The organism is Actinomycetota bacterium (assembly GCA_030019255.1).
In the GTDB taxonomy this organism is placed as follows: domain Bacteria; phylum Actinomycetota; class Geothermincolia; order Geothermincolales; family RBG-13-55-18; genus Solincola_A.
This window is the reverse complement of sequence record JASEFK010000002.1, coordinates 296,911-308,667: the sequence shown is the minus strand read 5'-3', so window position 1 is coordinate 308,667 and position 11,757 is coordinate 296,911. Positions and strand designations below refer to the sequence as shown.

Below are 11,757 nucleotides of genomic sequence, written 5' to 3'. Positions count from 1 at the left end.
ACCTGGGATGGGAGGAGGAAGGCTAGGTGGCTGACACAAAATCCTTGACGCTACCATTTTTTCTTACTCTATGGTATAAAACTAAGCAAGAAACTTAAAGCATAATTCTGTCAATTTAAGGATGTACCACACCCAATTTTTTGGATACCTAATTGGTCACGATAACGACGCCGATTATAGTTCATGCGCCATCTCTTCACGGTAAGCCTTCCTGGCATCAGCGGAGCTCAGGGTCCGCCTTCTCGAGGGACATTGGTGGCCTGAAAGCTTCAAGAACTCCGCAACCGTCCGCCTGAGGCTGTTCCACGAAAGCTTAGCATGGGTGATTCCCCAAGCCTTGATCTGCCTCCGGAAATGTTCCTGCAATTATAGGCGTCCATGGTCCAAGTGGAGGTGAAGCCCGCGAGTCACTTGCGCTTCCAGGGACCCGAATGCGGACAAAAGGCCTTGGGCTACCGGTTCCAGGGCAGCGAACATGCCCCCACGCTAGTTACGTGGTATCCCAAACACTCCGTGTTCAAGTGTTAAAAGGTGGGCGAATATCCATCCCCAGCCGTTATTTGTGGTGAACATTTGGGCTCCGTCTCCTTCCCACACGAGGTTCGGACCCTCGGTCACTATCCTCCCCTTGTGCTTTCGTTTTAGTCTGTGGGGAACTCGGTGCGGTGAAAGGAGGTTCGTCTCCCACATGAGGCACAGGACCCTTTCTTTGGATGCCGGTTGCCCTTAAGGAAGCACAGACGGGCCCACTCCTTGCGGTAACCCTCGCCGTGAAGGGGAAGAGGAAGAGGAAAGGTGCTTATAGCGAAAGCTGCCCAGATAGGGCGACTTTCATTATGCAAGGAATTTCAGGAAAACTAAGGATTTTTAGGGTAATATTATGGGAGTTAAGAACGAAATACGGATATGCAATTTTAGGGGTTTTTGACTATTTTGGAGATTAGTGTGTCGGGGAAAGGGATATTTAATTTTGATTACCGGCCAATGGACGTGAATTAGTGGGTTTTGGAGGTGGTGGGTTGAAAGTAAGCGTGGTCTTGCCTGTCTACAATGAGGAGGAAGCTATCGGCGAGGTCCTGGAGGAGACCATAAGCACGTTGGAAGGAACATCCTATGATTGGGAAATCATAGTAGTGGACGATGGTTCCAAAGACCGGACCGCGGAGATAGTAGCCTCCTTTCCTCAGGCAACCCTCTTGCGCCACCCTCATAATATGGGGGGAGGAAGGGCGCGCAACACGGGTATTAAAGCGGCTTCCGGCGAGGTTGTGGTCATCGCCGACGGTGATGGCACCTATCCTTTACGGGATATCCCCCGACTAGTGGAGGAGCTCAAGGATTGCGACATGGTTGTGGGTGCGAGGAAGAAAGAGGCGGGGACTCTCAAGTTCCTCCGCGTTCCCGTCAAGTTCTTGATCCGCAAGTTGGCTGAGTTCATCAGTGGCTCGAAGATCCCCGACCTTAACTCGGGGATGCGGGCAATACGCAGAGATGCCGTTTCCCCTTACCTTCGAATGCTACCGCCGGGCCATTCATGGGTAAGTACTATAACACTGGCATTTCTAAACAACGGTCACGTGGTTAAGTACGTTCCAATTGATTATTATCCTCGTAAAGGAAAGTCCACTTTTCATCCCATTCGTGACACCGGGAACTATATCATGACCATTTTTCGCACCATAACCTGGTTCAGCCCCCTCAAGGTCTTTGTACCTTTGGCGTTTCTGCTGCTGCTGACCGGTTTCGGAAAGATGATCGCCGATATCCTCCGTTACAACTGGCATCTCGCCGCTAGCACGGTGGTATTGCTGCTCGGGGGATTGCAGGTCCTTGCGCTTGGCCTTATAGCTGATATGATCGCCAAAAGAAGCGGTTTGTGACCGTTAACTTAGATCGGTAGGCGAGCCCGAAGATACTGAAGGCAAAGAGTAAGTCACTGTTCGTTTAGATTAATGCGAGTTCTTTTTCACGACGAAAAGATTGGGGGAGTATTCCGTGGGCGAAAGGGCGTTGATCACCGGGGCGGACGGGTTCGTGGGCCGGCACCTGGCCCGATATCTTATGGGGCAGGGGGTGGAGGTGCTGGGTTTGGGCCTACATCCCCCACGTGAGCCAGAGCCCTGGGAGGCCTGTTCCTACGAGGTGTGTGACGTGCTGGACCGGGAGAGGGTGTTCTCCCTGGTGAGGGAGTTCGGGCCGCGGTATGTCTTCCACCTGGCGGCGCAGAGCTCGGTGCGGCGCTCCTGGGAGAATCCCTGGTTGACCTACCGGGTGGCCCTGCAGGGTCAGGCCAACGTGTTCGACGCCGTCCTGGAGGCGGGCCTGGACCCCGTCATCCACGTGGCCTGCTCAGCCGAGGAGTACGGGATGGTAGCGGAGGAGGAACTCCCCATCTCCGAGGGCCGGCCCCTGCGGCCCGCCAACCCCTATGCCCTGAGCAAGGTGATCCAGGAACAGCACGCCCTCTTCAGCCATCGCGTCCACGGAACACGAGTGGTTATCACCCGGGCCTTCAACATCATCGGACCCGGCCAGACCAGGGAATTCGTAGCCTCCGATTTCGCCCACCAGATCGCCGAAATCGAGGCCGGCCTCAGGGAGCCGCTGATCCGGGTGGGAAACCTGGAGGCGCGGCGAGATTTCTCCGACGTGCGGGATCTGGTGGAGGCCTTCTGGATGCTGGTCAACAGGGGTCAGCCGGGGGAAGTCTATAACGTGTGCAGCGGAGAGGATCACCCCGTGCGCGAGATCCTGGACCTCCTGGTCTCCATGAGCCGGGTGCCGGTTAGGGTGGAGGTAGATCCCGGGAAGCTGCGCAAGGCGGATATCCCCGCCCTGCGGGGGGATAATCGGAAACTTCGCGAACTCACTGGGTGGGAGCCGTCCATATCCCTGGAGAGGACCCTCCGGGATCTCCTGGAGTGGTGTCGGGAGGAAGTCGGGGGGCAGAGGGCAAGAACCGGCCAAGATTCGGAGATGACCGGTTAAAAAGGGGAAAGGGAATCGTTTCCGCCGGGATTGAAACGGAGGGACTCTTTCCTTATATTGCAACGTATTGTTCGGGCAAACAGAGGGGAAGCGTGTTCCCCGTAAAGGTCGGAAGGAAGTAGGTAGGTTGCTCTTCCCCAAAGGGGAGTAGGGGCTTATGAGGCGGGTCATAGCGTCCGGAGAGCACCGCCGTGGTTATCGGGGCGGGGAATGAAAAATGGTGGAAGATCTGAATCGATTTCGAACTAGGATCGTAAAGGATGATAAGGAAAGGATAATGAGGATATAAACGGAGGTAAGACATGCAGGCGGTGATCCTGGTGGGAGGCCAAGGCACGCGTTTGAGGCCCCTGACCCTGACCACGCCCAAGCCCATGATGCCCATGATGAACCGCCCCTTCCTGGAGTTCCAGGTCAACCTCTGCCGGCGGCACGGGGTGGAGGAGATAATTCTCTCCACCGCTTACCTGCCCGAGGTCTTCCAGTCGTATTTCGGTGACGGAAGCCGTCTGGGTGTGAAGATGATCTACGTCACCGAGGAGGAACCCCTGGATACCTGCGGCGCGGTGAAGAACGTGGAAAGGTACATCCGGGGGACTTTTCTGGTCTTCAACGGGGATGTCCTCACCGACCTGGATCTCACCACCCTCGTCGCCTTCCATCGCGAGAAGGGGGGTAAAGCCACCCTCTACCTCACCCGGGTGGAGGATCCTACCGCTTACGGGCTGGTGCCCCTGGACCGCCAGGGGAGAATCATCGAGTTTTTGGAGAAGCCCAGCTGGGACCAGGTGACCACCGACCTGGTCAACGCGGGGACCTACGTGCTGGAGCCGGAGCTCCTGGAGAGGGTCCCGGCAGGGGAGCCCTATTCCTTCGAGCGCCAGCTCTTCCCCCAGCTCCTGGAGGAAGGAGTGCCCATGTACGGCTTTCCCAGCGACGCCTACTGGATGGACATCGGGACCCCGGCCAAGTACCTGCAGGCCCATTACGACATCCTGCGCCGGCGCGTGCCCTTCGAGTTCGAGGGGGAGAGCATCAAGCCCTCGGTGTGGGTGGGGGAGGGGACGGAGATCCACCCTGAGGCCTCGGTTTTCGGGCCCACGGTGATCGGCCCCGGCTGCCGCATCGGGGCCCACGCCACGGTTTCCAGTCACTGTGTCCTGGGGCCCGGGTGCCGCATAGGGGAGGGCTGCCACCTGGAAGGGGCGGTCCTCCACGAGGGCTGCGAGGTGGGGGCAGGCAGTATATTGCGAAGCTGCGTGCTTTCCCGCGGGGTGAGGCTGGGGGAACGGGTCCATGTGTCCGACCGCGCCGTCCTGGGGGAGGGGGTCAGGGTGGGTCCGGACAACGACCTGCGCTGCGGTATCCGGGTATGGCCGGGGGCGGACATCCCCCCTGAAACCTTGAAGTTTTAAAAATGTTTGGGGTAAAGCCCCGTTTCCGTCCATAGATAGATCTAAGGTCAAATCCTGTTCATGCACGGGGCGTTTTGTGGGAAGGATTAGCGGGCGGCGCCTCTATCGGAGGCGGGACCTTTGGCCGGGCCGGTGGCCTGGACCCGTGAGGTCCATGTACTGATCGGCGCCGTTAGCCCGCGGCTGGGTCTCGGTGCCGTCCCTTCCGGTGCCCGGGAGGGGTTGCCCGCCGGACGGTTGCCTTATAATAGGGCAGGTTCGAGTGGAGAACGGGTACCTCTACATCAAAGCAACGTCGAGGAGGAGCCCGGGAATAGATCGAAGGCCCGAACCATGAAGGAGAGAAGACGACCGGCGTAGTAGAGACGTGAAGAAGGAGGAACTACCTTGCGCATCCTGATCACGGGAATCACCGGTTTCGTGGGCAGTCACCTGGCGGAGTACGCCCTCTCCCGCGGGGACGTGGAGGTCTTCGGCACTGTACGCTGGAGATCGCGCATGGAGAACATCGAGGGGATAGTGGACCAGGTCAACCTGGTGGACTGTGATCTCCGCGACGCGGCGGCGGTCCGCAAGACCCTGGAGGAGGTAAAGCCGGAGTACATATTCCACTTAGCGGCCCAGAGCTTCGTGCCCACCTCCTGGAAAGCACCGGCGGAGACGCTGATCACTAACATCATCTCCGAGCTCAACCTCCTCGAGGCCATGCGGGACCTGGAGCTTGACGCCCGCATCCAGGTGGCCGGCTCCAGCGAGGAATACGGGCTGGTCTTCGAGGACGAGACGCCCATCACCGAGGAGAACCCCCTGCGGCCCCTCTCCCCCTACGCGGTGAGCAAGGTGGCCCAGGACATGCTGGCCTACCAGTACCACCGGAGCTACGGCCTTTACACCGTGCGAACGCGGGCCTTCAACCACGAGGGGCCGCGGCGGGGACACGTCTTCGTGACCAGCAACTTCGCCAGGCAGATCGCGGAGATCGAGAAGGGGAAGAAGGAGCCGGTCATCGAGGTGGGGAACCTCAACGCCCGGCGCGACTTCACCGACGTCCGGGACATGGTGAAGGCCTACTGGCTGGCCCTGGAGAAGGGGGAGCCGGGCGAGGTGTACAACATCGGTTCGGGCCGGGCGGTGACCATCCGGGAGATGCTGGACATCCTCCTCTCCTTCACCGACCGGGAGATAGAGGTCCGCCCGGTGCCGGAGCGCATGCGCCCCTCCGACGTGGAGCTCCTGGTCTGCGACTGCAGCAAGTTCCGGAAGCTCACGGGTTGGAAACCGGAGATACCCTTGGAGAAAACCCTCGAGGACACCCTGAACTACTGGCGGGAAAGGGTGTGAAGGCGGAAGAAGCCCGGGCAGAAGGCCGCGGGCGGCCGGTGGGGAGGAGGGGGACGCGGGCAAGAAGGATGCCGGGCGCGTGGCCCGGCCGGGAAAAGGAGCGGAGATGGATTACCATATCGCGGATATCGGCCTGGCCGAGGAGGGCAAGCTGAGGATCGAGTGGGCGGAGCGGGACATGCCCGTCCTCCGCCTCATTCGTGAGCGCTTCGAGCGCGAAAAACCACTGGCGGGGATGCGGGTGGGGGCCTGCCTTCACGTGACTACGGAGACGGCCAACCTGATGCTCACTCTGAGGGCGGGAGGCGCGGAAGTGGCACTTTGTGCTTCCAATCCCCTTTCCACTCAGGACGACGTGGCCGCCTCCCTGGTCAAGCACCACGGCATCCCGGTTTTCGCCATCCGGGGGGAGGACAAGGAGACCTACTACTCTCACATCAACGCTGTTCTGGATACCAGGCCCCACGTGACCATGGACGATGGGGCGGATCTCATCTCCACCCTCCACGCGGAAAGAAAGGAACAAGCCGAAGAAGTCTGGGCCGGGGCGGAGGAGACCACCACCGGGGTCATCCGCCTGCGGGCCATGGCCGAGGCGGGGGTGCTCCTCTACCCGGTGATCGCGGTGAACAACGCCATGACCAAGCACCTCTTTGACAACCGCTTCGGCACTGGGCAGTCCACCCTGGACGGGGTCCTGCGGGCCACCAACATCCTCCTGGCGGGAAGGAGGGTGGCCGTCTTCGGGTACGGGATGTGCGGTCGGGGGGTGGCCTCCCGCGCCCGGGGCATGGGAGCCCTGGTCACCGTGGTGGAGACCGACCCCCTGCGGGCCCTGGAGGCGGTGATGGAGGGCTTCCAGGTGACCACCTCCCTCCAGGCCGCCTCCACCTGCGACCTCTTCATCACCGTGACCGGGGACATCCACGTGCTGCGCCGGGAGCACTTCCAAGTGATGAAGGACGGGGCCATCCTGGCCAACTCCGGCCATTTCAACGTGGAGATCGATATCCCCGCCCTGGAGGAGATGGCCGCCTCCCGCCGCCGGGTGCGGGAGAACGTGGAGGAGTTCCGCCTCTCGGACGGGAGGCGCCTTTACCTGCTGGCCGACGGCCGGCTGGTGAACCTGGCGGCCGCGGAGGGGCATCCCGCCTCGGTCATGGACATGTCCTTCGCCAACCAGGCCCTGTGCGTGGAGTACGTAAAGGGGGCCCATGCCACCCTGGACAGGGTGGTATACGATGTCCCGGAGGAGCTGGACCGGGAGATAGCCCGCCTCAAGTTGGCCTCCATGGGCATCGAGATCGACTCCCTCACGCCGGAGCAGGAGGAATACCTGTCCTCCTGGGAAATGGGGACCTGAGGAATCTCTGTAAATGTAAGCGGGGATGATCGAGTCCGAAGCCATGGCGGACGGTCGCTCCGCATGCCCGTTTCCCTGTGTTTGAGAGGTACGCCGTCCCTCCTCGGCCGGGGCACGGTCAGCGGGGGCACGAAGGAACGGGGTGTGGCATGGCCGAAGGGAGAGAATTCCGTGCGGTGGACTGGAAGGGCGGAGAGGTGGTCCTTATGGACCAGGCCCGACTCCCCGCCGAGGAGGTCTACCTGCATCTCGCCGACTGGCGCGAGGTGGTGGAGGCCATCCGCGCCATGCGCGTGCGGGGAGCCCCAGCCATAGGCATCGCCGCCGCCTACGGCGTGGTCTTGGCGGCTAAGGAGGGTGGCCGGGCAGAGGTGGAGAGGGCCTGCGATGCCCTGGCCCGCGCCCGCCCCACGGCGGTCAACCTCCCCTGGGCGGTGAGGCGCATGCGCGAGGTGGCGGGCAGGTCCTCCCCAGAATCGTTATTTGAGGACCTCCTTGCCGAGGCCCACCGCCTGGCCCGGGAGCAGGACGCCGCCGACAGGGCCATCGGCAGGCTGGGCGCGGAACTTCTTCCCGAGGGCTGCCGGGTGCTCACCCACTGCAACGCCGGAGGCCTGGCCACCTATTCTTTCGGCACCGCCCTGGGGGTGATCAAGGAGGGCTTCCGGAGGGGCAAGGTAAACTTCGTGTGGGTGGACGAGACGCGGCCGCTCCTGCAGGGGGCGCGACTCACCGCCTGGGAGCTGCAGCGGGAGGGGGTGGACATGGCGGTGATCTGCGATAACATGGCCGGTCATCTCATAGCCCGGGGGGAGGTGGACGTGGTGATAACCGGCGCGGACCGCATCGCCGCCAACGGGGACACGGCCAACAAGATCGGCACCTACACCCTGGCCGTCCTGGCTCGGCACCACGGACTGCCCTTCTACGTCGCCGCGCCCCTCTCCACCCTCGACTTGAGTATCGCGGACGGATCCGCCATCCCCATAGAGGAGAGGGATGCCTCGGAGGTCACCGACTGGGGAGGTCGGAGGACGGTCCCGGAGGGGGTGAGGGCGCGCAACTTCTCCTTCGACGTCACCCCCGCGGAGCTCATCACGGCCATCATCACCGAACGGGGAGTGGTCCGGGCTCCCTACGGTGAGAGTCTCCTCCGGCTCCTCGGGAGCCAGGGGCCCTGAACACCGGCGGGCAAGGGTGAATAGGGTGCCCGGGAGCGGGGGCATACGGGTGGGTACCTGCCTGCCGGGGAGTTGCCAGGGAATCCGGCCAGGCGGTTTTAGAAAAAGGATTTGCGCACCACGAGGATGAAAGGTTCTCATGGGAGGTCTTCTTGCTCCGCGAGGAAAAGCGGTTTCGTACGAGGCACAGTGTCGCCCGCGAATACAAAGCAGGCCAGCGGAGGATCGGGCGGAAGCGCTCAAGGTCCCATGGCTGATGGGCGTGGTAAGGGTTGCCGGGTCCGGGTGAATCTCACGCGGAATCCGGAGGCCAAGGGTGGGTCTTACGCCCGGGACCCGGAAGGGCCTGCATGTGGAAAGTCATTTTCCCCATCGTGTTTCCCGGTGGGTTAGGATGGAGGGTAGGGGTCTCGACGATACCTTCAAGGGAAGGAAAGGGGACGGAGGGCCGTCCTTCTGGAGGGAAAGGCCTGAGGGATGAAGGCGATGATACTGGCCGCGGGGCTGGGCACCCGACTGCGGCCACTCACCGAGGAGATCTCCAAGCCCATGGTGCCCATCGTGAACCGTCCGGTCATGGAGCACATCGTGGAGCTCCTGGCCAGCCATGGCTTCCGGGATATATACGTCAACCTCCATTACCACCCCCAGGTGATCACCGAGTATTTCGGCGACGGCGCGAAGTGGGGGGTTTCCATCACCTATTCCTACGAGCCGGAGCTCATGGGCACCGCCGGCGGGGTCAAAAAACTACAGGCGGAGCTGGGGGGAGACACTTTCCTGGTCATCAGCGGGGACGCCCTGACCGACCTGGACCTCACCTCCCTCACCGCCTTTCACCGGGAGCGGGGGGCCACGGCCACCATGGTGGTCACCCCCGTGGAGGATCCCTCCAAGTACGGGGTGGTGCTCCTGGACGACGCGGACCGCGTGGTGGGGTTCCAGGAAAAGCCCTCGCGGGAGGAGGCCAGGAGTCACCTGGCCAACAGTGGGATCTACGTCTTCGAGCCCGAGGTGCTGGACATGATCCCGGAGGGGGAGTTCTACGACTTCGGGTCCCAACTCTTCCCCCGTTTCCTCGAGGAGGGGGTGGCCTTCTACGGGTACCGGCATTCCGATTACTGGAACGACGTGGGAAGCATCGAGGAGTACAAGGCCGGCAACTTCGACGCCCTCACCGGCAAGGTGAAGGTGCGCATCCCCGGGGTGCGCATCGGGGAGGACGTCTGGATAGGGAAGGAGACGGTCATCGAGGACGGTGTGGTGATGGTGGGGCCCATCTGCATCGGGGCCCATTGCCTGGTGAAGAAGGGAGCCCGCCTTTTCGGCCCCCTGATCATCGGCGACCGCACGGTCATCGACGAGGGGGCCATCCTCTACCGGGGCATCAAGTGGGGCAACGGGTACGTGGGCCGGCAAGCCCACCTCATGGACACCATCGTGGGGTGGGAGGCGGAGATCGGAGACCGAGCCGCCCTGCTCTCGGACACGGTCATCGGCCACCGCGCGGTGATCGGGGAGGGCAGCATCATCCACCCCGGAGTGAGCATCGTCCCCGGTACCTTCGTGGACAAGAACCTCCACTTCCGAGGGGAACCCTCCCCCGAGGATTGAATTAACGGAGAGCCCGCCCATCCCCAGACCTGAATCGGAAGACAGCATCCACCCCCTGACGCCTGCGCGAAAGGAATCACCGCCTTAGGGGTGCCCCCGGATGTTTACGGGACGGAGAGAAAAATATCCATGTCGCCCCATCCTCACTCGAGTTAGCAGAGCTCGTTCCTGTACTCGACGCATTCCTTAGGTCCCCTGGGACGAATATCGCGGCCTGGAGGGGATGATAGAGATTACCTTCCCGGGAAAGGGGTCGTCGAGACGTCCTTAATTGAGCTCGTGAAACGGGACCTTGAAGGCCCCGCACCCAATCATGTTCCTCGGCCGCGGCGGAAGTCCGGTTACCGGCCAGAAGGCTTCCTTTCCTTTGGCCTTGAGCAACCAACATCTTGACAAAGTATCTTAACTTATATATCATTTATATCATGATTAACCATGGGACGCTGGCCGAGCTGCTCTTTCCCACCCGCTGCGCCGCCTGCGACGGGTACGCCGGGCAGCTGCTGTGCCCAGCCTGCAATGCGCGCCTCCCCTACATAAGGGATCCGGTATGCCGAAGGTGCGGAAAACCGGCCCTCTATGAGGTGGAGGAATGCGAGCAGTGCCGGGGGAGGGTCCGGAAGCTGGACCTCTGCCGAGCGCTGGCGCTATATGAGGACCCCCTGCGCGCCGTCATCCACCGCATGAAATACGGCGGGGTTTGGAGGCTGGCCAGGCCGCTGGGGTTCATGGCCGCCACCTCCCTGGCCCCCTATCTGGGCGAGGGTACTCTCTGCGTCACCCATGTGCCCATGCATCCGCGCCGCAGGAGGTCCAGGGGTTACGACCACGCTGAGCTGCTGGCCCGGGCGGTTGCGGAGGCCCTGGGGCTTTCCCACCGGGCGCTGCTGGTGCGGACCAGGCATTCTCCTACCCAGGCCTCCTCCGACCTCTCCCGGCGGCGGGAAAACGTGCGGGGTGCCTTTCGCGTGGCGGAGGGGTCACGCCCTCCCCGCGAGGTGGTGCTGGTGGACGACGTGATGACCACCGGCTACACCCTCTCCGAATGCGCCGCGGCGCTCAAGAGGGCGGGCGCCAGGACCGTCCTGGCCTGCGTGGTGGCCCGGGACGTGGTGGGACGAGGAACGGGAGAAAAAGGCTCTGCCCTATTTTCCGTTAAAAATGCCGTTCCACGCTGCCGATAACTTGTCTGAAGGCCAACAAGGAGGGAACGAAGATGCAGATATCCGACCGCGAGATAAGGAATTCCCTCCCTCTTCTCTCTGGAGCCGCTTACGGCGAGGGCACGAGGGCTTACCCGGACCCGGACACCACTAAGCTCTTGCTCGCCCTGATCCAGAACCTCCCCGAGGTCCGCAGCGAAAAGGTCGATGCCCTGAAGCAGGCCATCCGGGAAGCGCGTTATCAGGTGCCCAGCGAGGATGTTGCCTGGAAACTTCTGGGCCGCCTCATAGCCGACAATCTCCACTGAGAGGACCCGCGCCGGCGTTGAATGCTTAGAGGGCGCGGGCGTCCGGCTGAGAAACCCCGAGACCTCCCATGCTTTATAATATAGGCGGAAGGCTTCGACCCGGGTCTGTGGTTGAAAGTCGATGCCAGCCGCAGGCGAAACGACCCACGTAAGCCAACTCTTGGTTGGTGAGCATGGTGCGGCTTAGGGGTAAGTCCTGCCCGGCCGTAGAGCCGGAGAAGCGTAGTAGTGGCGGGCGAGGAGACGTTCCCGCGGGGTATTCCCGCCCGCTGCGAGCCGCTCAGCAGGCGAGTGTGGGGGCAAAGACCAGGTCAGCCGGGCTTCGAAGCCTTCCTCCTTAAAGGCGTTCTCGGAGCACGCGGTGCGGGGTCGGGAGGCGCCGTC

General features: G+C 62.1%; 9 protein-coding genes. All 9 read left to right on the top strand.

The genetic code is table 11. The features are described from left to right. The first annotated feature begins 1,019 nt into the window (after nt 1-1,019). The 9 genes from QME84_03045 to QME84_03005 all read left to right on the top strand — a co-directional run bounded on the left by QME84_03045 (nt 1,020) and on the right by QME84_03005 (nt 11,373). The gene (locus QME84_03045) at nt 1,020-1,880 is read left to right on the top strand and encodes a glycosyltransferase family 2 protein (GenBank protein MDI6873248.1); all 861 of its coding nucleotides are present in this window, start codon (nt 1,020-1,022) and stop codon (nt 1,878-1,880) included. Nucleotides 1,881-1,995: 115 nt separating this feature from the next. Continuing rightward, on the top strand, nt 1,996-2,988 hold the full coding sequence (locus QME84_03040) for a GDP-mannose 4,6-dehydratase (GenBank protein MDI6873247.1): 993 nt from the start codon (nt 1,996-1,998) through the stop codon (nt 2,986-2,988). 302 nt (nt 2,989-3,290) lie between these two features. Further along, nucleotides 3,291-4,403 carry an NDP-sugar synthase gene (locus QME84_03035; GenBank protein MDI6873246.1) on the top strand — a complete coding sequence of 371 codons (1,113 nt, stop codon included), beginning with the start codon at nt 3,291-3,293 and terminating at the stop codon, nt 4,401-4,403. 387 nt (nt 4,404-4,790) lie between these two features. Then, complete coding sequence (locus tag QME84_03030) at nt 4,791-5,744, top strand: GDP-mannose 4,6-dehydratase (protein MDI6873245.1); 954 nt, start codon at nt 4,791-4,793, stop codon at nt 5,742-5,744. A 106-nt stretch (nt 5,745-5,850) separates the two neighbouring features. Beyond that, on the top strand, nt 5,851-7,107 hold the full coding sequence (gene ahcY / locus QME84_03025) for an adenosylhomocysteinase (GenBank protein ID MDI6873244.1): 1,257 nt from the start codon (nt 5,851-5,853) through the stop codon (nt 7,105-7,107). A gap of 149 nt (nt 7,108-7,256) precedes the next feature. Continuing rightward, nucleotides 7,257-8,288 (top strand): S-methyl-5-thioribose-1-phosphate isomerase, encoded by a 1,032-nt coding sequence (mtnA, locus tag QME84_03020; GenBank protein ID MDI6873243.1) that lies wholly within the window; start codon nt 7,257-7,259, stop codon nt 8,286-8,288. A gap of 477 nt (nt 8,289-8,765) precedes the next feature. Beyond that, entirely contained in the window at nt 8,766-9,902 is a 1,137-nt protein-coding gene (locus QME84_03015; GenBank protein MDI6873242.1) for an NDP-sugar synthase, read from the top strand. Nucleotides 9,903-10,327: 425 nt separating this feature from the next. Then, on the top strand, nt 10,328-11,086 hold the full coding sequence (locus QME84_03010) for a ComF family protein (protein MDI6873241.1): 759 nt from the start codon (nt 10,328-10,330) through the stop codon (nt 11,084-11,086). A gap of 32 nt (nt 11,087-11,118) precedes the next feature. Continuing rightward, the gene (locus QME84_03005; GenBank protein ID MDI6873240.1) at nt 11,119-11,373 is read left to right on the top strand and encodes a flagellar biosynthesis anti-sigma factor FlgM; all 255 of its coding nucleotides are present in this window, start codon (nt 11,119-11,121) and stop codon (nt 11,371-11,373) included. Nucleotides 11,374-11,757 lie beyond the last annotated feature (384 nt).

What these genes read in the sequence shown, in the direction of transcription:
- QME84_03005 (MDI6873240.1), top strand. Translation starts at nt 11,119, where the DNA reads ATGCAGATATCCGACCGCGAGATAAGGAATTCCCTCCCTCTTCTCTCT.
- mtnA (MDI6873243.1), top strand. Translation starts at nt 7,257, where the DNA reads ATGGCCGAAGGGAGAGAATTCCGTGCGGTGGACTGGAAGGGCGGAGAG.
- QME84_03010 (MDI6873241.1), top strand. Translation starts at nt 10,328, where the DNA reads ATGATTAACCATGGGACGCTGGCCGAGCTGCTCTTTCCCACCCGCTGC.
- QME84_03015 (MDI6873242.1), top strand. Translation starts at nt 8,766, where the DNA reads ATGAAGGCGATGATACTGGCCGCGGGGCTGGGCACCCGACTGCGGCCA.
- QME84_03035 (MDI6873246.1), top strand. Translation starts at nt 3,291, where the DNA reads ATGCAGGCGGTGATCCTGGTGGGAGGCCAAGGCACGCGTTTGAGGCCC.
- ahcY (MDI6873244.1), top strand. Translation starts at nt 5,851, where the DNA reads ATGGATTACCATATCGCGGATATCGGCCTGGCCGAGGAGGGCAAGCTG.